The following is a 21,926-nucleotide window of genomic DNA, read 5'->3' as shown; positions in this document are numbered from 1 at the left end:
CGGGGCTCCGGCTCATTTCTGGTTCTCGGGCGGGGTGGCGGGCGGCTCGAAGTAGTTCCGGCCGCCGCTCAGCCCGTGCGAATCCAAGAGGGCGTAGATCGTCGGGCGGCTGACGCCGAGCAGGCGCGCCGTCATCGTCAGGCTGCCGTTGCTGCGCGCCAGCGCGCGTTCGAGCGCCGAGCGCTCGGCGCGGAGCCGGGCGGCACGGATGTCGAGATCGGCCTCCGGCGCCGGATCCGGCTCGCTCAGCTCCAGGTCGGCCGCCGTCACCAGCTGCCCGTCCGCCATCAGCGCGCCGCGCCGCACGCGGTTGGACAGCTCCCGCACATTGCCCGGCCAGGGGTGCGCCTGGATGGCCTGCGTGGCGGAAGGGTCGAAGCCCCGGATGCGGCGGGAGAACTCCCGCGCATAGCGGGCCAGGAACCAGCGCGCGAGCAGCAGGGGGTCGTCGCCGCGCTCGCGCAGCGGCGGCACGCGGATGGTGAGCGAGTTCAGGCGGTAGAGCAGGTCGGCCCGGAAGCGCCCCGTCTCCGTCTGCTCCTCCAGCGGCTGGTTCGTCGCGGAGACGACGCGCACGTCCACCCGGATCGGCGTGCGCCCGCCCACCCGCTCGATCACCTGGTCCTGCAGGAAGCGCAGCAGCTTCGCCTGCAGCGAGGCGGGCAGGTCGCCCACCTCGTCCAGGAACAGCGTGCCGTTGTTCGCCGCCTCAATCCGCCCGGTGACCTGCCGCACGGCGCCGGTGAAGGCGCCCCGCTCATGCCCGAACAGCTCGCTCTCCAGCAGCGCCTCGGGAATGGCGGCGCAGTTGATCGGCACGAAGCGGGCCTTTGCGCGCGGTCCCATCTCGTGCAGCGCGCGGGCCAGCGCCTCCTTGCCGGTCCCGCTCTCCCCCAGCAGCAGGACGGGAACGGAGACCTGCGCCAGCCGCTCCACCGTGCCGCAGATCCGCAACATCGGCTCGTTGGCGGTGATGATGTCGCGCACCGGGCTCGTCCGCGGCATCGCGGCCAAGCGGAGGTTCTCCTCCTCCAGCTCCCGGAGGCGGAGGGCCCGGTCCACCACGGTGCGCAGCACCGCAAGGTCCACCGGCTTCTCGCAGAAGTCGTAGGCGCCAAGCGCGATGGCGCGCAGCATGTTCTCGCGCTGCCCCTGGCCGCTGCACACCACCACCGGCATGCCCGGCGCCTGGCGCCGCAGGACTTCAAGCGTCGCGAAGCCCTCGGTCACGCCCTCCGGATCCGGCGGCAGACCGAGGTCGAGCAGCGTGGCGGCGGGCTGTTCCTTCTCGGCAAGCTGCTTGGCCTGCGCCCGGTCGCCCGCGATCACCACGCGGCAGTCCGGGAAGGCCCAGCGAAGCTGGGTCGCGAGCGCAGGATCGTCCTCGACGATCAGGAGCTTCGGCTTCGTCACAGCCATGCCTAAGCCTCCGCCCCCGCCGTTTCCCGCGCCGGCGCCGCAGCAGCCGGCGGCGGATCCTCCACGGGCATCGTCATGCGCATGGTCGTGCCGGCCCCCGGCACGCTGCGGGCCACGAGGTCTCCCCCCGCGCGCCGCAGCAGCTCCCGCGCCTGCCATGCGCCAATGCCGTTCCCCTCCGGCCTGGACGAAGCCAGCGGGCGGAACAGCACGTCCCGCAAGAACGCCGCCGACATGCCGGCACCACGGTCCACAATATCCACGCGTATCATCCCCCCATCTCGCAGCACCCGCACCAGCACCGGCCGGTCCGGGGAAGACGCTTCCACCGCATTGTCCAGCAGGTGTGTCACCGCGGCGTCGAACGCCTCTGGCGCCATCGCCACCAGCACCCCCTCCATGTCATCCGCCTCCAGCAGGACCGGGCAGGGGCGGCGCGCCACCAGCTGCCTCAGCCGCGCCAGGGGCTGGATCCGCGCCGCGGAGGGCACCCCTCCCTCCTCCGGCGCGCGCAGCCGCGCGATCAGTGTCTCGATCCGCCTCGCCGCCGCCCCGACCGTGAGCAGCATGTCCTGCTGGAACTCCGGGTCGGCGATGTTCGCCTCGGCATTCGCGAGCAGCAGGTTGAGCTGCGTCGCCACCGTCTTCACGTCGTGCGCGACGAAGGCGAAGCGCCCGGCATAGGCCTGGATCCGCTCGGCATCCGCCACGCGTTGCGCCGCACGCCGCTCCGCCAGGAACATTGCCACCTCGCGCCCCAGGGCGCGCAGCAGGTCGAAGGCCTCCCCGTCGGGCACGAAGCGCGCCCGCGGCGGGGAGAGCAGAACGACGCCGAGCAGCCCCTCGCGATGGTGGGTCAGCGGGACCGCGAGCCAGACCGGGCCATAGACGGACCGCAGTTCCGGGAACTCGCCCGCGCCCGGCCGTGCCACCCAGGTCCCATCCCGCAGCGCCAGCGCCAGCGCATGCCCGCACGGCAGTGCGAAGGGCGTGGAGGGAAGATTCCAGGACCCCGCCCAGGACAGCGCCGGCGCGTCCGAGGGCGCATCCCCGGGATCGCGTAGCAGCAGCACCCCCGCAGGGCTGTCGGCCGAATCGGCCACGGCACGGATCGCCCGCACCTCCGCCGAGGCCTCGGCGTCCGGCGCCGAGAGCGTGGCGACGCAACGCAGCCACTCCCTCCGGTAGTCGTAGCGATCGCGGAAGAAATGATCCACGACGAGCCGCCGCAGCCGGGAGCGGACGGAGCGCGCGCTGACAGCGACCGCCAGCGTCATCACCGCCCCGGCAAGGAGCCCGACCTGCGCCGCGCCTGCCCAGGGCCCGCCGAACCGGTGCAGCGCCTCCCCCACCACGCCAGCGCCCAGCAGGAAGGTGCCGGCGGTCAGCAGCGTGGCGCCATGAAACACCAGCTCGCGCGAGACCGGCGCCTCGCGGCTGGCCCTGCGGTCCCGCACGGCCGCGATCGCGAGAAGCGGCGCCGCCAGCGCCGTCAGCACGGCACGGGCATCGATCAGCACGTCCGAGAAGCCGCCGGACAGCGCGGCATCCGCGTAGAGAACGAGGTCGAAGGCCGCCAGCCCGCCGAGCGCGATGCAGGGCAGCACCACGTGCCAGCGCGCCTCCTCCGGCGCATTGCGGTAGAGGTTCTCTGCGACAAGCACCACCAGCATCGCCAGCGCCGGCCGGCCGAGGACGAGCGCGGTGCCCAGCCCCCATGTCCCCGTCGCCCCAGCGACGGCCGGCAGGAGCGACACCACGGCGAGCAGCGTTGCGCCAAGGCCGAGCGCCCCAAGGCCACGCAGGAGCACCGCGCCGCCGGTGGCCGTCAGGCGCCGGCAGAGCAGCAGCAGGACCGCGAACCAAACGGCGCTGCGCGCCACCTCGGCAAGCCCGGCGAAACCGCTGAGAGGGGTCTCCGGCGTCAGAGCGACGATCCCCGCCCAGGCCGCAACCGCCGCGACCGCCAGGGCCGGCGGCCGCGCCGCGGCCCCGCGCCCGACCACGAGCACGAGCACCGTCCAGGCGACGCTGATGGCCGCGCAGCCGGCATAGAGGCTGGCCGAGGCGGTCCCGGTCACGCCGCGCTCCCCGTAAGGGCGGCGCTCAACGCGCGCCCTCCTGGAACAGCACCACCCGCACCGTGGACACGAGAATGATCATGTCGAGGAAAAGGCTGCGCCGGCAGACGTAGTAGAGGTCATAGGCGAGCTTCATCCGCGCGTCCTCGACCGAGGCGCCGTAGGGATAGTTCACCTGCGCCCAGCCGGTGATCCCGGGCTTGACCAGCGCGCGGTCGTCGTAGTGCGGGATCACGCGGCCGAGCTGCTCGACGAAGCCCGGGCGCTCCGGCCGAGGCCCCACGAGGGCCATCTCGCCGCGCAGCACGTTGAAGAGCTGCGGCAGCTCGTCGATACGCGTGAGGCGCATGAAGCGGCCGAAGCGCGTCACCCGCGGGTCGTTACGCGTGGCCCAGCGCGGCGCGCCACCGGCCTCGGCGTCCACCACCATGCTGCGGAACTTGTAGAGGGTGAAGTGGCGCCCGTGCTGGCCGACGCGGACCTGGCGGTAGAAGACCGGGCCCGGGCTGTCCAGCCGCACGATCAGCGCCGCCACGGCCCAGACAGGAAAAGTGACGAGGAGGATGAGCAGCGCGCCGGCGATGTCGATGGCGCGATGCGAGACCCGCCCGAACCAGGAGCACTGCGCGCCGCGCGCCGTGAGAAGCCAGTCCTCCGGAAGTCGCTCGGGCACCACCCGGTTGAGCCGGCACTCCTCCAGCTCGTCCGGACTGAGGACCCGCAGGCCGGCTGCTCGGAACCGTCCGCGCATCGCCTCCGTCACCTCCTCCGGCTCGGCCACCACGGCCCAGATCCGCTGCGCCCGCAGCCATTCCGCTGTCAGTGCGCCGCCATCGGCCGATCCGACGGGCATGAAGACCGGAACCAGGAGGTCACGCCCGGCCTCGGCCTCGCGTCCTCCGGCCAGGACTGCCGGTGCCTCGCGGAGCACGAGCAGGCGCCGGGTGAGCAGTCCGCAGCGCGTGGCCGTGCCGCAGCCGAGGCGCGCCACGGACACGCCAACCACGCAGCCCAGCAGCACCGCGCCCACCATCCCCCAGGAAACGGGGTCGCGCGCCGGGGCAAGGAGCCGGAGCCCCAGCCAGGTGATGATCATAAGAAGCAGGCCGGCCACGAGGCCGCCTGCAGCCATTCGTCCGGTGCGCGACAGCACCTCCGGCCTGTAAAGGCCGCTGGCACCAGTCACGATGCCGCAGCAAAGCGCGACCGCCACCGCGACCACCCCCGCGTCCAGGGTGTTCACCGGGGCGTCCTGCGCCACCCCCAGCACGGCCAGCAGGTAAACGGCCAGAAACACGGCGCCGGCTTCTACCAAGTAAAGGATCAGCAGATCCGAACGGACGTCATGGCCGAACATGCTCGTCATAGGGCCACTCCCGAATAGAGGCATTCCTCTACGACGGATTTAACATTCGGGACCTGGAGCTGGAAGATTTTATAACAACAATGGGTTTTGAGCAGTGGTTTACAGGCCACTAAGAACGTTGATAAATCTGCTGACAACTTAGCTTTTTGCACGTTTATTCCGCAAATTTCCGTATTTTTTCACTTTAATCAAAACCAATGTTGTAAAAAATTGATTGAAGCTGGACTTCAGGGTGTTAACGTCCGCTCGTCAGACGGCGAAGATAATCGCCACCCATAAAAATACCCTCTGCCCGCTTCAAACCGGAAGGAGAGCAGGAACCCGCCATGCCCCGCATCGGATATTCCCCCTTCCTGCTACTGGCCGGGCTCAGCCTCGCCGGCTGCGCAGGGGGATCAGGCGCGCCGCGCGAAATCGCCTCGGCAAGCCCGCAACCCGCGCCAGAATACATTCTCGGCCCCGGCGATACCCTCTCGATCTTCGTCTACCGCTCGCCGGAGCTGAGCGCGCCGGAGCTGCCGATCCGGCCCGACGGCCGCCTCTCCCTGCCCCTGGTGCCGGATATCGAGGCGGCCGGGCGGACATCCTCCGAACTCGGCAAGCAGATCGAGGAGAAGCTCCGCGCCTATGTGCGCGAGCCGACCGTCACGGTGATGGTCCGCTCCTTCCAGGGACCGTCCGATCGGCAGATCCGCGTGATCGGCGAGGCCGCGCAGCCCATGGCGATGCCATACCGCGAGGGCATGACCGTGCTGGACGTGATGATCGGCGCGCGCGGGCTGACGCGCTACGCCGCCGGCAACCGGGCGGAGATTATCCGGCGCAACGCCAATGGCCGCCCCACCGCTATCCGCGTCCGCCTCTCGGACCTGCTGCGGGACGGTGACATCTCCCAGGACACCGCGATGCGCCCGGGCGACACGCTCGTCATCCCCCAGGGCTGGTTCTGAACCGTGCAGGCAACCACTCTCCTCCGCCGCCATGCCGGCGCTGCCTGGCGGCACCGATGGGTCGCGATGGCCGTCACCTGGGTCGTCTGCCTCGGCGGCTGGGCGGGCATCCACACCCTGCCCAGCCAGTACGAATCCAGCGCGCGGCTCTATGCCGACGCCGACGCGGTGCTCGGCCTCCTGCTGCGCGGCATCGCGATCGACGGCACGCCGCCCGGCCAGGTCGAGATCCTGCAGCGCACGCTGCTCAGCCGCCCGAACATGGAGAAGGTCATCGCCCGCACCGGCCTGGACGCGGAGGCGCCCGACGCTGCCTCGCGCGACTTGCTGATCCAGCGGCTGACGAAGGACATCCGCATCACCACGCAGACCCGCAACCTCTTCACCATCGACTACCGCGACCGCAATCCCCGCGTCGCGCGCGACGTGGTGCAGACCACGCTGAACCTCTTCATGGAGGCGGCGACGACGACCGACCGCCAGCAGATGGAGAGCGCGCGGGGCTTCGTCGCCCAGCAGATCGCCTCCTACGAGGTGCAGCTCCGCCAGGCGGAGCGGCGGAAGGCCGAGTTCCAGGCGCGCTACATCGACCTGCTGCCCTCTGACGCGAACGGCGGCGTCTCCCGGCTCGAGGCGGCGCGGACACGGCTGCAGCAGGTGCAGGGCGAGCTGCAGGACGCCCGCACCAAGCGTGACCTGACGCAGCAGCAGATCGACGCCACTCCGGCCCAGCTCGTCTCTGAAACGGGCGGCGGCGGTGGCGGCGGTGGTGGTGGCGATGGCCGCCTCGGCGAGGCCGAGCGCGCCCTGCGCGAGCTGCGCCTGCGCTACACCGACCAGCACCCGGACGTGCTGGCGGCGCGGCGCGCGGTCGCGGACATCCGCGCGAATGGCGGGGGTGGCAGCACGGCGGCGCGCGGCACGCCCGCCCAGCGCATCACCCGCTCCAACCCGCTCATGGAGCAGCTTCGCGTCAGGCTGGTGGACGTGAACGCCACGATCGCCTCCCTTGAGCGCCAGGAACGCGAGGGTCGGGCGGATGTGGACCGGCTGGACGCGGTGGCCCGCAGCGAGCCCGAGGTGCAGGCGCAGTTCCTGAACCTGGACCGTGACTACGCCGTGCTGCGGCGAAACTACGAGGAGCTGCTGTCGCGGCGCGAATCCATCCAGATCGCCGGCGCGGCGCGCACCAACTCCGACCGCGTGAGGCTGGAAGTGGTCGATCCGCCCACCCTGCCGGGCAAGCCGGTTGCGCCGAACCGCCTGCTCCTCGCGGCAGGGGTGCTCGTGGCGGGGCTCGGGGCCGGGCTGCTGGCCGCGGTGGCGCTCGCCCGGCTGGACCGCACCTTCTACACGATCCACGACCTGCGCGGCCTCGGCCTGCCCGTACTGGGCGCCCTGTCCGCGCCGGCGGCCCCGCGCCGCCTGTTTCCCGCCATCGCCTTCGCCGGGGTCTTCGCCCTGCTGCTCGCCGGCTTCGGCGCAATACTCGGCGGCGTGCCGGGTCAGGTCATGAGGATGCTGGCATGAGCCCCGCCGTTACCGCGCGCACCCATCTGATCGAACGGGCCGCCGAACTGCTGGGCGATCCCGGCGGCACGCAGGACTGGCGCGCCGTGCGCCCCCTCGCGCCTCTGGCGGCCGATGCGGCGGCGCAGGGGCCCGCGAAGGCCGAAGCGGCCGTGCCGCCCCCCGTGATCGCGGCGGAGACCCTTCGGGAAGCCGGCCTCGTCATGGCCGGCGACCGCCCGGCGCGCAGCCGCGCGGTGGAGGAGATCGCGGTCGTCCAGCACCAGATGCTGCGGACGGTGCAGGAGGGACCGCGGGCCGGCACGCCGCAGGGCCGCATCGTGCTGGTGACCAGCGCCCTGCCCGGCGAGGGCAAGACCTTCGCCGCGCTGAACCTCGCCGCCGCCGCGGCCGGCGGCGCGGCCGGCGTCGTGCTGGTGGACATGGACGGGCGCGAGGGCGGGTGCAGCGGGGCGCTCGGGACAGCTGGGCAGCCCGGCCTGCGCCAGCTCGCCTCGGACCCCTCGCTCCGCCCCGCCGGCATGCCGCTGCGCACCGCGGTCGAGCGCCTGACATTCCTCCCCCATGGTAGTGCCGGCGACGGCGCGGAGGCGGGAGGCCGGCGCGACCTGCCCTCGGGCGCCGCGATGGCGGCCGCCATCCTCCGGCTGGCCTCCGCCCTCCCCCAGCACGTCATCGTGCTGGACACGCCCCCCAGCCTCTCGACGAGCGAGGCGAGCACGCTGGCCTCCATCGCCGGCCAGGTCATCCTCGTGGTGGATGCGGAGCGGACCCAGCGCAACGAGGTCGAGGCCGCGCTCGACCTGCTGGAGGCCTGCCCGGTGCTGCAGCTCCTGCTGAACCGCGCGCGCTTCTCCGCCAACGACACCTTCGGAGCCCACGGCGACTACGGTGCGCCCGATGCGGGCTGAGGCGGCAGGACCGCTGCCCGCCACCCGTCCGGTCGTCCTGGGCACCGTCATCGGCATGACCCTGGCCCTGGCCTCCCCGGCCCGCGCCGAGCCGTCCCTGTCGGCCCTGGACGCCCCCTCCCTGACGACGGGTGCGGGCGTACCGGAGGTGGGCGGTGATCTCGCCCCCTCCGGCGACGCCTCGGGCGTCCCAGGCCCATCCGGCCCCTTCGCACTCCCGCCGACCGCGAACACGGGCCTTATCCGGCTCGACGCGCCGGACTTCCCTTATGGCGCCCTGGCGCCCCCGCCCGGCGAGCCCGGGCGCGGCTGGAACGTCACGCCCAGCCTGGGCCTGCAGCTCCTCGCCACCGACAATCTGGACCTGAGCCGCCGAAACAAGCGCTCGGACTTCGTCACCAGCATCATCCCCGGCCTTCTCCTCTCCATGGACACGGCCCGGATCCGCGGCATCATCAACTACGCGCCGAGCATCCAATTCCATACGGCCGAGGGTGAGCGGAACCGTGTGGACCAGCGCTTCAACGGCCAGGTGCTGCTCACGGTGGTGCCGGACGAGGTCTTTCTCGACATCCGCGGATCCGGCGCGACCCAGGCCGCGAGCGGCGGCTACGCGCAGCAGGGCAACACTGTGCTGGGGCGCGACAACCGGATCCAGACCAATACCGTCCAGATCTCCCCCTATTTCGTCCACCGCTTCGGCGGGCTGGCGACCGTGCAGGTCGGCTACGCCTTCACGGCGGTGCAGCAGGACCTCGGCAGCAATGGCTTCGGCGGCGGCGCGAACAGCGGCGCCTTCACGCCGAGCGGCCAGCGCTACTTCACCGACCAGGACTTCACTGCGAACGAGATCTACGCGATCGGCCGCACAGGCGAAGATTTCGGCCCCCTCGCGCTTGAGAGCCGCCTGGCCGCCACGAGCTACAACGGCACCGGAGTGCTGGACGGCGCTTACCGGCGGATCGCCTCGATGCAGGCGCGCTACGCCATCACCCACTCCATCCTGGCCCTGGTGGAGGGCGGGTTCGAGCAGCAGCGCTATGCCGGCGTGCCAGGCATCGAGATCAGTGAGCCGGTCTGGGCCTTCGGCGGGCGCGTGAACTTCTCGCCCGAGAGCTGGATCATGGCGAAGTACGGCCACCGGGACGGCTTCAACTCCGCCACCGTGGATGCCGTGATCGCGCTCGGCGGCCGCACGCAGCTCTTCGCCAACTACGCCGAGCGGCTGACGACGGGCGCGCAACGCGCCGTCGACCTCCTCTCCACCACCACCTTGGATGAGTACGGCAACCCCGTGGATGCCGCGACGGGCGCTCCCTCGGCGCAGCCCCTCACCGATTCCCTTCTCGGCGTGCAGGGCAGCCTGTTCCGCATCCGCCGCGGCGCCGTCTCCGTCAGCCAGAGCTGGCCGCGGGACCGGATCTCGCTGACCCTCTCGCGGGAGGAGCGCACCCCTGTCTCGATCCAGGTCGGGACCGCTGCCTTCTCGCAGCGCGGCACCTCCGCGAGCCTCTCCTGGGCGCATGAGCTGACCCCTGCGACCACCGCCATCGGCAACTTCCAGTACGGCCGCTTCACCACCCCGGGCGCCGGCAAGGGCGACGTGCTCAGCGCCAGCCTCACGCTGGCGACCCAGTTACGCCGCGGCCTCAGCGCCTTCGCGCAGTACGCGGTGACGAGCAGCCGCGACGACTTCGTCTCCGGCAGGGCACTGCAGAACGTCGTGCTCGTCGGGCTGCGCCAGACCTTCTGAGGGACACGCTATGCACATCAACCGCTACGGCTTCCGCGAGCAGCCCTTCCAGATGACGCCGGATGCGCGGCTGTTCTTCGCCAGCTCCGTCCACAGCCGCGCCTATGCCCACCTCACCTATGGCCTGGCGCAGCGGGAAGGCTTCGTCGTGGTCACCGGGGAGGTCGGCGCGGGCAAGACAACCCTCGTCGAGCGCCTCTGCGCCACGCTGGACCCGGATGGCTTCGCGGTCGCGCGCATCGCCACCACCCAGGTCTCCGGCGACGACGTGGTGCGCCTCGTCGCCGACGCCTTCGGCGCTTCTTCGGAGGGCAGCAAGGCGGCCGTGCTGATGAGCATCGCCGCCATGCTGCGCAACGCGGCCAAGCGCCACCTGCTGATCGTGGACGAGGCGCAGGGCCTCCCGCTGCAGGCGCTGGAGGAACTGCGGATGCTCTCCAACGTCACCGATGGCGGCCAGGCGCCGCTGCAGACCGTGCTGCTGGGCCAGCCCCAGCTGCGCCGCATGCTCGCCAGCCCCGACCTCGACCAGCTCCGCCAGCGCGTCCTGGCCTCCTACCACCTCGGCGGCCTCTCGCGCGAGGAGACGCATGCCTATGTGGAGCACCGCCTGCGCGCCGTGGGCTGGGAGGGTTGCCCGAGCTGGGAGGGGCCCGCACTGGACCTCGTGCACCAGTACAGCGGCGGCATTCCCCGCCGGATCAACCGCCTCTGCTCACGCGTACTCCTCGCCGGCGCGCTGGAGGGCACGGACGAGCTGACCGGCCCGATGGTGGAGGCCACGGCGCTGGAGCTGGAGGACGACCTCAGCGGCGGCGCGCCCGTTTTCGCCAGCACCGCCTCTCTGCCGATGGAAGCCTCGCTGGACCGCCTGACCGATCGCGTGGAGGCGCTCGAGCGCCTCACCGCCCGCCGGGAGCGGATCTTCGACCGCATGTCCGAGCTGTTCAGCGACGGCGCCCGGGCGCACCGGTGATGGACAGCGTCACCAACGCCATGAGCGTGGACGTGGAGGACTGGTTCCAGGTCCAGGCCTTCGCCGGCGTGATCCCCCGCGGCGACTGGGACGCGCTCGCCCCCCGCGTCGTCGCCAACACTGACCGCGTGCTGGACCGCTTCGCGCGCGCCGGGGTGCGGGCCACCTTCTTCACCCTGGGCTGGGTGGCGGAGCGACAGCCCGCGCTGATCCGCCGCATCGTCGCCGCCGGCCATGAACTGGCGAGCCACGGCTTCGGCCATGAGCGCGTGTACGAGATCGGCCCCGACGCCTTCCGCGCCGACATCCGCCGCGCGCGCGCGGTGCTGGAGGATGTGGGGGGTACGGCCGTCACCGGCTATCGCGCGCCCACCTTCTCCATCGGCAGCACTCTCACCCCCTGGGCGCACCCGATCCTCGCCGAGGAAGGGCATCGCTACAGCTCCTCCGTCTTCCCCGTCCGTCACGATCTCTACGGCGCGCCCGATGCGCCGCGCGGCCCGCACCGCCCGCGGCCGGACGGCGTGATGGAACTGCCGATGACGACCCTGCGCGCGATGGGCCGCAACCTGCCCTGCGCCGGCGGCGGCTGGTTCCGCCTGCTGCCCTATCCCGTGTTCCGCGCCGGGCTGCGGCGGGTGAACCGGCGGGAGCAGCGCCCGGGTATCTTCTACTTCCATCCCTGGGAGGTGGATCCGGGCCAGCCCCGCATCCGCAGCGCCCCGCCCCTCTCGCGCTTCCGCCACTACAACCGGCTCGCCAGCATGGCGCCGCGGGTGGACCGGCTGCTGCGGGATTTCGCCTGGGACCGGATCGACCGCGTGCACGCCGCCGACATCGGCCTGAGCTAGGAAACCGCATCATGGCCGTTCGCATCCGCCCGCTCGAGGACGCCGCCGCCGGCGCTTGGGACCGCTTCGTCCAGACTACGCCGGACGCAACCTTCTTCCACCTCTCCGCCTGGCGCCGCGTGATCGAGAAGGCCTTCGGCCACACCACGCACTACGCCTATGCCGAGCAGGACGGCGACATCGTCGGCGTGCTGCCCCTCGCGCGCATCCGCACGCGTCTCTTCGGCGATGCCCTCGTCTCCACGCCCTTCTGCGTCTATGGCGGCCCGGTCTCGGCCACGCCCGAGGCCGCGGCGGCGCTGGAAGACCACGCGCGCGACCTGATGCGCCGCACCGGCGTGCCCAGCCTCGAGTTCCGCCGCATCGGCGCGCCCGATCTCGGCTGGCAGGAGCGCCCGCCGCTCTACTACACCTTCCGCAAGCCGATCACGGGCGATGCGGAGGTCGACATGAAGGCCATCCCGCGCAAGCAGCGCGCGATGGTCCGCAAGGGCCTGGGGAATGGCCTCACCTCCGTGGTGGACGGCGATACGGACAAGCTGCACCGGGTCTATGCCGAGAGCGTGCGCAACCTCGGCACGCCCGTCTTCTCCCGCCGCTACTTCCGGCTGCTCGGCACCCTCTTTCCCGGCATGTCGGACGTGCTGACGGTGATGCACGAGGATCGCCCCGTCGCCTCCGTGCTGAGCTTCTACTTCCGCGACGAGGTGCTGCCCTATTACGGCGGCGGCACGCGCGCCGCGCGCAGCCTGGCCGCGAACGACGTGATGTACTGGGAGGTGATGCGGCGCGCGGGCGCGGAGCGCGGCTCGCGGCTCTTCGACTTCGGCCGCAGCAAGTCCGGCACGGGCGCCTTCGACTTCAAGCGGAACTGGGGATTCCAGCCGCAGCCTCTGCACTACTGCTACCAGCTGCGGCAGGGCGCGAGCCTGCCGGACAACAACCCGACCAATCCCCGCTACAAGCTGATCATCGCCGCCTGGCGCCGCCTGCCGCTGCCGGTGGCGAACCTGTTGGGCCCGCCCATCGTGCGCGGGCTGGGATAGCCGCAATGCGCCCCCGCCTCCTCTTCCTCAGCCACCGCATCCCCTATCCGCCGGACAAGGGCGACAAGATCCGCGCCTGGCACATGCTGGACCACCTGGCGAAGCGGTGGACGGTGGATCTCGGCTGCCTCGTGGACGACCCGGCCGACATGGCGCACCTGCCAGTCCTGCGCGCGGTCTGCGACAGGGTGGAGTGCCACCAGACCGGTCGGCGCTCCCTCGCCGCCGCCCGCGCCCTGATGCGGGTGCGCCCCGGCCTTCCGCTCACCCTCGGCTGGTTTCACGCGCCCGCCCTGCGCGCCTGGGTCGAGGCCGGTCTCGCCGCCCGCCGCTACGACGCGGTCTTCGTCTACTCGTCCGCCATGGCGCCCTACGTCATGGGTCCTGCCGCCGCGGGAACGCGGCGCATCCTGGATCTGGTGGACGTGGATTCCGCCAAATGGGCCGCCTACGCGGAGGATGCCGCCCCGCCCATGCGCCAGGTCTGGGCGCGCGAGGCCCGCACCCTCCTCACCTTCGAACGCCGTGCCGCCGCTGCCTTCGACCGCACGCTCTTCGTCTCGCGGGAGGAGCGGGACCACTTCGCCGCCCTCGCGCCCGAGAGCGCGCCGCGGCTGGACTGGGTGGACAACGGCGTGGACCTCGCGCGCTTCGATCCCGCGCTGCCGCACGCCAATCCCTTCGACGGCAAGGCACCGCCCCTCGTCTTCACCGGCACCATGGACTACCGCCCGAACGTGGAGGCCGTGGGCTGGTTCGCGCAGGAGGTGATGCCGCTGCTGCGCGCCGCAGCGCAGGGCCCCGCGCCGGAGTTCCACATCGTCGGCGCCAACCCCGCCCCCGCCGTGCGCGCCCTGGCCGCACTGCCGGGCGTGCACGTCACGGGCGCGGTGCCGGACACCCGACCCTACATCGCCCATGCGGCGGCGGCCGTCGCGCCGCTCCGCATCGCGCGCGGCATCCAGAACAAGGTTCTGGAGGCCATGGCCCTCGCCCGCCCTGTCATCGCCTCTCCCGAGGCCTTCGAGGGAGTGCGCGCCGCCGCCGGCCGGGACATCCTCGTCGCGGACGGCGCGCAGGCAACGGCGGCCGCGATTTCCGAGGCGCTCAGCGGCCGACTCCCGGGCCTCGGCACCGCCGCCCGCGCCGCGGTCGCCCGCGGGCACGACTGGTCCGCCACCCTCCGCCGGCTGGACACCCTGCTGGCGCCGGAGCCGCCCACCTACGTGATGCGAGCGGCGGAGTGAGCACCACCCGCACGGTGCCGCCGGGCACGGCGGCGGGCTTCATCCCGCAGGGCTGGATGTCGGCCCTCCTCGTGCTCCTCCTCTCCTTCGCCGCCCTCGGCGCCCTCTTCTCCTCCGAGGTGGCGGCGGCGGTGGATACCTGGGACCGCTCCACCGCCTACAACCACTGCTGGCTCGTTCTTCCGATCGCCGGCTGGCTCGCCTGGACCCGGCGCGAGCGCCTCGCCGGCATGCTCCCGCAGTCGACGGCCCTCTTCGCGATCCCGGCCCTCGGCGCCGCCCTGGCCTGGCTGGCAGCGGAGCGGCTCGGCATCATGGAAGGCCGCCAGTTCGCGGCGCTCGCACTGGCCGTGCTGGCCTTGCTGTCCGTGCTGGGCTGGAGATTCGGCCGGGCCATGGCGGCTCCGCTCGCCTACCTCGTCTTCCTCGTGCCCTTCGGCGCCTTCGCCGTGCCCGCCCTGCAACGGGTCACGGCCTGGATGATCGTGATGGGCCTGCAGATCTTCGGCATCCCCCACTACGCGGACGAGCTGGTGATCGAGATCCCCGCCGGGGTCTTTCTCGTCGCGGAAGCCTGCGCCGGGCTGCGCTTCACCATCGCCTCCCTCGCCTTCGGCGCCCTCTACGCCCTGGTCATGTTCCGCAGCCCCGGGCGGCGGCTCATGGTGCTGGTCCTGGCCCTGGTGGTGCCCATCCTGGCGAACGGCCTCCGCGCCCTCGGCATCGTCCTGCTCGGCCATCACCTCGGCAGCGCGGAAGCGGCGGCGGCGGACCACCTGGTCTATGGCTGGGTCTTCTTCAGCGCCGTGATCATGGCCCTCGTCCTCCTGGGCCTTCCCTTCCGGCAGGACACGGCAGAAGCCGCCCCGCCCCGGAACACGGAGGTCTCGGCCCCGCCCCGCCCCGCCCTCCTCCTCGGCGTCGCCGGACTGCAGCTGGCCATCGCTGGCGCACCGGCCCTCGTCACGGGCCTGACCCGTGACGCGAACGGGGAACCCCGGGCGGTGGCAGCGGCACTGCTGCCCCCGGATGGCTGCACCGCGGCCGAAGCCGGCGCGCTGCGCTGCCAGGACCTCGTCCTCGCCGGCCAGCTGCTCCTCTTTCCGCCCCACGTCACCTGGTCGGCCGTCACGGCGGAAGGCAACCGGCTGGCCGGCGAGGACGATGAAGCGGCAACTTTCACTGTGGCCGCCGGGGATACGGCCTGGCGCGGGCGGCAGTCACCCGATGGCAGGCGCCTCGTGGCCGTCGCGTCCTGGCTCGATGGTCGCCCCGCCGGCGGGGGCATCCGGACCCGTGCGGAGCAGGGTTGGAACAGCCTGCGCGGAGGGGCCAGGCCCGTCCTCGCCGTCGTCTCCGTGCAGGTTCAGGCCGGAAACCGGGATGCCGCGGCCCGGCTCCGCGACCGCGCCCTTTTCCGGCGCGTGCTTGAAGCCCAGGGCCCCGGCGCCGCCCGGCAGGCTGCGGACCTGTCCCGCCAGCCCTGAAGGGCTCTCCCTGGGGCATGACCCGTCTCGGCCCAGGGGCGGCCGGCACGGGCGTCTCTCCTTCGTCTGAGCGGTCCGGGTCCGGAACACTGGTTCTGGGAACCCCTGGGCCGGCGCGAGGCGTTGGCCCTGGACCCGAAGGCTGGCTGCGCCGGCAGGCCCAACCCTGGTCCTGCCCCGAACGGTCGCGAGACTGATCCGAGCCGTAAGCCCTCAGCGATCCAGCCGCGTCCTGCCCGTGCTGTCACCCCGCCCCACCGAGCCCCGGCGAATCGTCAGCTCAGCAGGATCCCTGCGAAAAAGACGGCAAAAACGGACCCGGGGAGGGGAAGAATAGCTTCTTCCCCTCCCCGGGACGTTCCAACTCGGAAAGACTCAGGGCGAAGTCGCCCCGGCGTCACTCCGTCGGACGGGACTGAGGATCGCGGCTGTACTGCGCGGCCATCATGCGGGCCACGGCAACCAGCGCGCTGCGATGCTTCGGATCGGAAATCGAGCCGAAAGCCTGGATCAGCTCAACGATGTCGTCGCCGGAGCCGGCCTGGAAGGTCGGTGCGGGCGGCGGCACGCCTTCACGGGTGGATCCGGCCGCGATCAGCACGTCCGGGCGAATGTCCAGCGCGTTCGCGATCGCGATCAGCCGGCTCGCCGCGATCCGGGTGGTGCCGGTCTCGTAGCGATGCAGCTGGGCCCCCGTGACGCCCACCATGCGCGCCAGTTCCTTCTGAGTCCGCCCCTGCGCGCGGCGAAGCTCCCGGATTTCCCGCCCGACCGCGGTGTCGGACGATGTCGGGGAACGCTGGTTCACGCCCATGAGGTCGCGCTGCCGCTGGATGTCGAGGCTTTGAGACAGCTTGTCCGCGCGATTCTCCTGTTCGGCGATCCTGGCAATAATCCCTGCTCCGGAAGCAACGGGCAGTTCGACGACGTTCCGCTGGGTTGCGTCAGTGAAGTGGACAGAACTGGTGCCCATAGTTGAACCTCCTCGTTTACCCGTCATGCGGCCCGTTTTGCGGCACCCTCACCGCCGCCTTGCGCGATGCATCCAAAGGAATGGCAGCCGTCTCCCTCGCTTTCAAAGGCCCTTGTACTCTGCCTTGCGAATTAGCGCGGGCACCCGCGCAGAACCTGTTCCGGAACACAACCTTGAGTTGTTAAGGGCCGCATGAACTTAACCGATCTTATAAGTTCCGCCGTGCGCAACCTAGTCCAAGATAGCGGGATCCCCGACTTTCGAGCACCCGCAGTAAACTTTGACACCTTACTTCGTTACCTTGACGGAATTTCCTTTCGGTTCAGCTTAACAGAAGATGATCCGACCCTCCCTGCCGCCTGCCGCGATCTTCCGGCGGGCAGCCGTTAGGCTCACGTAATCGTGTGATTTGTCTTGCGAAAAAACTTCGCGCCTGTCGCCCCTAGCGGCACTTTTTTGCGATGCACGCTGACAATTTAATGCTGACGATTCCCCGTCCCGCTCGCTGCATGACCGACGCGGGCGCGGGTGCGGGCTTCGCAACACCCTTCGTGTTGTAGGGCGGGTCGCACCTGTCTGCCCAGGCAGGCCGATGGACCATGCAGGCAGCACCTGGGATAATGGGGGCGTCCAAGCCGTGTATTCCCGTTCGCAACTCAGGTCAGAAGCATGAGTAACAGCCTCGGTGCCCAATAGGGCCTTTTCGTACGATAGTTACCGCAAGTCTGGGGAAGCGCTCGTGCATGATGGAATTAAGCTGCTGACGGACCTTTGTTCCGCCCCGGGCGAGCTGGGTCGCGCATCCGTGAGTTGCGTCGAACCTGATGAGTAACCGGGATCGAGAGGAGCAGGACATACCCTCTCCCGGCAGCGGTGTAGCCAAATATGGGGCGATCAGCGTCCGGATCGAGACGCTGTCCCCGGATCAGGCGGCCAGCATCCTGTCCCGGCGCGCTGCGGAGGCACGCCTCAACGCCTCCGCGGTCGAGATGTACCGGCTCGCGATGCTCGACGGCCGCTGGATCTTCAACGGCGCCCCCATCATCTTCTCCCGGTCCGGCGTGCTGCTGGACGGCGTGCAGCGGATCGCGGCCTGTATCGCGGCCGATATTCCGCTCACGACTGCCGTCGCCCGGGACGTGGACGACGAGGTGCTCCCCACTATCGACCAGCGCCGCCGCCGCGCCTTCGCGGCGGTGCTGTCCGCGCGCGGGGTCGCCAATGCCCGCGCGCAGGCCTCCCTGACCGAGCGGCTGATCCGGTACGACGACGGCACGCTCCTCGCCGGCCCGGAGGCGACGCCGGATTGGGGGCGCATGGAGAGCGCGCTGCGGTCCAACCCGGGAATCGGTGCGGCGGTGGCGGACAGCCTCGCCATGACAGGCTCGCCCCTTCCGGAGCCCGTCCGCTCGGCCATCCTCTACATGGGGCGGCAGGTGGACCCGGCGCTGACCATGCGCCTGCTCGAGACCCTCCGGCACCCCGAGCGTTTCGATTCGAGCGAGCCCGGTACCGTCCTGCGCGCCGAGATCGACCGGCTGCACGACGATTCCCTCTCACCGCCGAATCGAACGAGGCTGCTGGCCCTCTCCATCGAGGCGCTGAACGCCCTGCTGCGGCACGAGCGGCCGCGCCGCATCGTGTGGCACGGCGCCACTGGCGGACCGGAGAGCTTTCCCCAGCTCGATGGATATCCGGGTCTGGCGCTGTCCCAGGGCGCGTCGGCATCCGCGCCGCTCGTCGCGTCCTCTCCCCTCCCAGTCGGTGTCACCCTGAAGTTCGAGACCATCGATGCGCGGGACGCCGCCCGCTATCTTCAGACAAAGAGGAAAGGTGTCGCCGCCTCGCGGAACGATGTCGATGCCATCGCGCGGGACATCGCGGACGGCCGCTGGCAGGTCAACGCGCAGCCCATCTGCTTCTCCATGAGCGGCCGGCTGCTGGATGGGTCCCGCCGTCTCATGGCCGTGGTCGCCACGAAGGCCGCGATCCCCGTCCTGGTCGTACGCGGCCTGGCCGAGGAGGCGGGCGACACCTTCGACCACCATACCCCCCGCCCCCCCGCCGTGCGGCATACCCTCGGCAGCTTCGGGGACGCGGCCCTTGCGGCCGCCATGGCCAACCTTCTCTGGCGCCACGAGCACCGGAACGCCACCGTGAAGGCGAAGAAGGCGACGCCGGCCGAGGTCCAGCGGATCCTGGACCAGCATCCGCGGCTGCTCGCCCTGCGCGGCTTCGGCCGGCGGATGATCGACTACGGGCGGGCCTCCGTCATGGGCTACGCCGCCTACACGATCGAGCGGGACGATCCGACGAAGGCCGCCCCCTTCCTCCGCGCGATCGAGACCGGCGCAAACCTGGCCGAGGGCCACCCTGTCCTCGCGCTGCGCGACACGATGAAGCAGCTGCGCCATGAGCGGGCCACCCAGGACAGCCAGTACGAGGCGATGATGGAGGGCTGGAATCGCTTCAAGGCCTACCAGACCGGCATCCCCGCACCGGAGCATCCCCCCGTCCCGACAGCGCTCCAGCGGGCGGCCTGGCGCGAGGTCGCACCCAGCGGGCGGGCGTCGTTCAGGCCCGCTGCCTCCCTCACCTCCGGCCGGATCCGGCACGTCAATGCAAACCCCGCCGCCTCTCCTGGTCGCGCTCTGCAGCAACAGGCCGCGCTGGCCGCCTTCAGCCGCTTCGCCCTACGGAGCAAGGAGCCCTCGGCCGTTATCCAGGAAGCGGCGCGGGTCGCCGCAGAGGGGACCGGCACGCCCTTCTCGCGGATCCTGCGCTATGAGGCCGCGACTGGCACGCTGCTGCTCCACGAGGGAAGGGGATGGCGGCCCGAGAGCGTCGGGCGGATGCATTTCCATCTCGATCCGCGCTTCCCCGCCAGCCAGGCCTTCATGGGGGATCGGCCCGCCCTGCATCCCCGCCGGCAAAACAGGCCCAAGGCGACCCTGCCACTCTTCATGCAGGAGCACGGCGTGCGGCGCAGCCTCGACGTGGCGATCCCCGGCGGCGGCGCGCATTACGGCGTGCTGGGCGTCGACGACACGGCGGAGGGAGACTTCACGCCCGGGGACGTGGCGTTCCTTGAGGTCGTGGCAAACATCCTCGGCCTCTCGATCGAGGCGGCCCGCAGAGCGCAGAAGCCGTAGGGCCCGGCCTGGCTGCCTTCACGCGCCCTCGTCCGGGAAACTTACATTCCGCCTTCGTAGCGGTCAGGGGTGACGCGCAAGTCCCTGATCCGAAAAATGATTCGATGCTGGCACAACCGTTGCGAATCCGTATCCGAAGCGCCGTCAATCAGGACGGCCTTCAGATCAGGAAACCCAGTTATGTCGGCATCAACCCTGAAGGCGTCCCTTCGCGGACTCGCCATCGCCGCCGCGGTCGCCTCCCCCCTCGCCTTCGCGGGCGAGGCCAAGGCCGTCAATGTCGGGCTGGAGCTGTCGCTCCTGATCGACGTCTCCGGCAGCGTCGACGCCACCGAGTACAACCTGCAGAAGCAGGGCTATGTCCAGGCGTTCCAGAGCGCCGCCGTGCAGAACGCCATCCTCTCCAGCGTCGGCGGCTCCATCGCGGTGAACTTCATTCAGTGGTCCGGCGCGAACCAGCAGGTGCAATCCGTCGGCTACACCCTGATCAACAGCGTCGCCTCGTCGAACGCGTTCGCGGCCGCGATCAACGGCATCAGCCGGGCATCCAACGGCAACACCGCGCCGGGCAACGCGATCCAGTTCGCCACGACGCTCATCAACAACAACATCTACGATGCGCCGCGTCAGGTCTTCGACGTCTCCGGCGACGGGGCCGCGAACGAGGGCATCAACACCGCCGCGGCCCGGAACGCCGCGCTTGCCGCGGGCGTGGACACGATCAACGGTCTGGTGATCCTCGGGGACCCCGGCGTCCAGGGCTTCTACCAGAGCAGCATCGTCGGTGGCGGCGGCTTCCTGCAGGTCGCGAATAGCTTCAACGACTTCGCCTCCGCCATTCAGCAGAAGCTGGTTCGTGAGATCACCCAGGTGCCGGAGCCTGCCTCGCTGGCGCTGTTCGGCATCGGCGTCGCGGCACTCGGCCTCGTTCGCCGGCGCCGCTCGGCCCGGACCGTGTCCGCCCAGGCCTGACGGGATCGGGCGTGCGGGGCAAACACGCCCCGCACGCCCGGCCCTTTGCTCCGCCCTTCTCTCCGGCGGCGCAGGACCTACGCCGGCCAGATGGCGTCCGAAACCGTCCCCGCTACGAACGAATGCCCCGCGTGATCCAGCGGATCGACGACAGCACCGACGATCGCAGTGGCCGGCACGTGAACCTGGGCCGGTGCCGTCGGGGCAAGATGGAACGTGAGCTGGCCATTTGACATCAGCGCGCCGCTCTCCCCGGTCGACACGTCGCCGAGCCAGATGTCCTCGACATGGAGGTTGCGGTCCGTGTCCGCCGAGCCGCCCCAGGCGTCGTTGGCGAAGGTCACCACCACCCTGTGCCACTGCGCCGTGTCCACCGTGCCGAGCGCGACCGCCATGCCGCCGGAAGCATGGGGCGCGGCAACCTCGCCGTTGAACGCCAGGGCGCCGTCCACCAGCACCGTCGCGACCGGGTTCCCGTTCCAGCTCTCGGCGCCCAGGACGATCGAGAGCGACACCTCCCCCGGCTGAGCCACGGGCAGAGGCGTGGACGGATGCGGATCGGCCGGCGTCACCACGGGATCGGCCGGCGTCACCACGGGATCGGCCGGCGTTATGGGATGATCCGGCGTCGCGGGGTTGGCCGGGGTCACGGGGTCTGCTGGTGTTATAGGGTGGGCCGGGGTCACGGGATCTGCCGGCGTCACGGGATCTGCCGGCGTCACGGGGTTGGCCGGCGGCACCAGCGGCCCTGTCGGGTCGTCGCCGACCGGCAGCGTCACGTGTGGCGGGGTGGTGTTGGGGTGGTCTGGTGCTTCGATGGAGAAGGTGGGGTCGCGTGTGAAGTCGCTGGCGCTTGTGAAGGGCGGGTTATCGGCCATGAGGGCCTTGTAGGCCTGTGCGGCGGCGGTCGAGCCGGTGACTTCGGCGAGGCCGGCGAGGGTGGCGAGGGCGAGCTGGGGGTAGTCGCCCTGGCTCTGGCTCCAGCCACTGCCGTTGGACCAGCCGTTGGCGGCGGTATGGGCGCCGATCTCGGCCCAGGTCTTGTAGGGCGTGCCGGTGGCGGGGTCGCCGATGGCGATGAGGTAGGCTGCGCCGTCGTGTTCGGCGAAGCCCTGGGCCTCGTGGGTGAAGCGCCCGACGAGGAAGTTGGAGGCCCAGTTGAGGTAGGTCAGGGCGTCGGCGTTGCCCTGTTTGGCGGCCGCGATCGCGGTG

At 71.0% G+C, this 21,926-nt stretch carries 16 protein-coding genes; 11 read left to right on the top strand and 5 right to left on the bottom strand.

What is annotated here, in order from left to right:
• Nucleotides 1–12 precede the first annotated feature (12 nt).
• The 3 genes from prsR to J5Y10_RS25170 are packed head-to-tail and all read right to left on the bottom strand — an operon-like array spanning nucleotide 13 to nucleotide 4,797.
• Nucleotides 13–1,419: a PEP-CTERM-box response regulator transcription factor gene (gene prsR, locus J5Y10_RS25180; RefSeq protein WP_245215085.1), complete on the bottom strand. Its 1,407-nt coding sequence runs from the start codon at nucleotides 1,417–1,419 to the stop codon at nucleotides 13–15.
• Between the two features lie 2 nt (nucleotides 1,420–1,421).
• Nucleotides 1,422–3,500 carry an XrtA/PEP-CTERM system histidine kinase PrsK gene (gene prsK / locus J5Y10_RS25175; protein ID WP_209376891.1) on the bottom strand — a complete coding sequence of 693 codons (2,079 nt, stop codon included), beginning with the start codon at nucleotides 3,498–3,500 and terminating at the stop codon, nucleotides 1,422–1,424.
• 25 nt (nucleotides 3,501–3,525) lie between these two features.
• Nucleotides 3,526–4,797 (bottom strand): sugar transferase, encoded by a 1,272-nt coding sequence (locus tag J5Y10_RS25170; protein WP_209376890.1) that lies wholly within the window; start codon nucleotides 4,795–4,797, stop codon nucleotides 3,526–3,528.
• Nucleotides 4,798–5,192: 395 nt separating this feature from the next.
• Between J5Y10_RS25170 and J5Y10_RS25165 the strand changes: the two genes are divergently transcribed.
• From J5Y10_RS25165 to xrtA, 9 genes are read left to right on the top strand one after another with little or no spacing between them, the layout of a single operon-like run.
• A complete protein-coding gene (locus tag J5Y10_RS25165; protein ID WP_209376889.1) occupies nucleotides 5,193–5,816 on the top strand; it encodes an XrtA/PEP-CTERM system exopolysaccharide export protein in 624 nt (207 codons plus the stop codon).
• 3 nt (nucleotides 5,817–5,819) lie between these two features.
• Nucleotides 5,820–7,346 (top strand): XrtA system polysaccharide chain length determinant, encoded by a 1,527-nt coding sequence (locus J5Y10_RS25160; protein WP_342453016.1) that lies wholly within the window; start codon nucleotides 5,820–5,822, stop codon nucleotides 7,344–7,346.
• Complete coding sequence (locus J5Y10_RS25155) at nucleotides 7,343–8,257, top strand: P-loop NTPase family protein (RefSeq protein WP_209376888.1); 915 nt, start codon at nucleotides 7,343–7,345, stop codon at nucleotides 8,255–8,257. The genes J5Y10_RS25160 and J5Y10_RS25155 overlap by 4 nt, the downstream gene beginning before the upstream one ends.
• Nucleotides 8,247–10,010: a TIGR03016 family PEP-CTERM system-associated outer membrane protein gene (locus tag J5Y10_RS25150; protein WP_209376887.1), complete on the top strand. Its 1,764-nt coding sequence runs from the start codon at nucleotides 8,247–8,249 to the stop codon at nucleotides 10,008–10,010. The genes J5Y10_RS25155 and J5Y10_RS25150 overlap by 11 nt, the downstream gene beginning before the upstream one ends.
• 10 nt (nucleotides 10,011–10,020) lie before the next feature.
• Nucleotides 10,021–10,986, top strand: coding sequence for an AAA family ATPase (locus J5Y10_RS25145; RefSeq protein ID WP_209376886.1), 966 nt, complete (start codon nucleotides 10,021–10,023; stop codon nucleotides 10,984–10,986).
• Nucleotides 10,986–11,837 (top strand): XrtA system polysaccharide deacetylase, encoded by an 852-nt coding sequence (locus tag J5Y10_RS25140; RefSeq protein ID WP_209376885.1) that lies wholly within the window; start codon nucleotides 10,986–10,988, stop codon nucleotides 11,835–11,837. Before J5Y10_RS25145 ends, J5Y10_RS25140 begins: the two co-directional genes overlap by 1 nt.
• 11 nt (nucleotides 11,838–11,848) lie before the next feature.
• Nucleotides 11,849–12,883, top strand: coding sequence for a FemAB family XrtA/PEP-CTERM system-associated protein (locus tag J5Y10_RS25135; RefSeq protein WP_209376884.1), 1,035 nt, complete (start codon nucleotides 11,849–11,851; stop codon nucleotides 12,881–12,883).
• A 5-nt stretch (nucleotides 12,884–12,888) separates the two neighbouring features.
• Nucleotides 12,889–14,130: a TIGR03087 family PEP-CTERM/XrtA system glycosyltransferase gene (locus tag J5Y10_RS25130; protein WP_209376883.1), complete on the top strand. Its 1,242-nt coding sequence runs from the start codon at nucleotides 12,889–12,891 to the stop codon at nucleotides 14,128–14,130.
• Complete coding sequence (xrtA, locus tag J5Y10_RS25125; RefSeq protein ID WP_209376882.1) at nucleotides 14,127–15,617, top strand: exosortase A; 1,491 nt, start codon at nucleotides 14,127–14,129, stop codon at nucleotides 15,615–15,617. Before J5Y10_RS25130 ends, xrtA begins: the two co-directional genes overlap by 4 nt.
• Before the next feature lie 397 nt (nucleotides 15,618–16,014).
• On the opposite strand, the gene J5Y10_RS25120 is transcribed toward xrtA, so the two are convergent.
• A complete protein-coding gene (locus J5Y10_RS25120; protein ID WP_209376881.1) occupies nucleotides 16,015–16,590 on the bottom strand; it encodes a helix-turn-helix domain-containing protein in 576 nt (191 codons plus the stop codon).
• A gap of 824 nt (nucleotides 16,591–17,414) precedes the next feature.
• Between J5Y10_RS25120 and J5Y10_RS25115 the strand changes: the two genes are divergently transcribed.
• Both J5Y10_RS25115 and J5Y10_RS25110 read left to right on the top strand, forming a co-directional pair.
• Nucleotides 17,415–19,742 carry a GAF domain-containing protein gene (locus J5Y10_RS25115; protein WP_209376880.1) on the top strand — a complete coding sequence of 776 codons (2,328 nt, stop codon included), beginning with the start codon at nucleotides 17,415–17,417 and terminating at the stop codon, nucleotides 19,740–19,742.
• Nucleotides 19,743–19,922: 180 nt separating this feature from the next.
• The gene (locus J5Y10_RS25110) at nucleotides 19,923–20,714 is read left to right on the top strand and encodes a DUF1194 domain-containing protein (protein WP_209376879.1); all 792 of its coding nucleotides are present in this window, start codon (nucleotides 19,923–19,925) and stop codon (nucleotides 20,712–20,714) included.
• 77 nt (nucleotides 20,715–20,791) lie between these two features.
• On the opposite strand, the gene J5Y10_RS25105 is transcribed toward J5Y10_RS25110, so the two are convergent.
• The coding region (locus tag J5Y10_RS25105) for a carbohydrate-binding domain-containing protein (RefSeq protein ID WP_280856037.1) at nucleotides 20,792–21,926 on the bottom strand (1,135 nt) is incomplete at its 5' end.

This window comes from Roseomonas indoligenes (assembly GCF_017813365.1).
GTDB classification, from domain to species: Bacteria; Pseudomonadota; Alphaproteobacteria; order Acetobacterales; family Acetobacteraceae; genus Roseomonas; species Roseomonas indoligenes.
The sequence above is the reverse complement of the archived record's forward strand: the minus strand, read 5'-3'. Positions and strand labels throughout refer to the sequence as shown.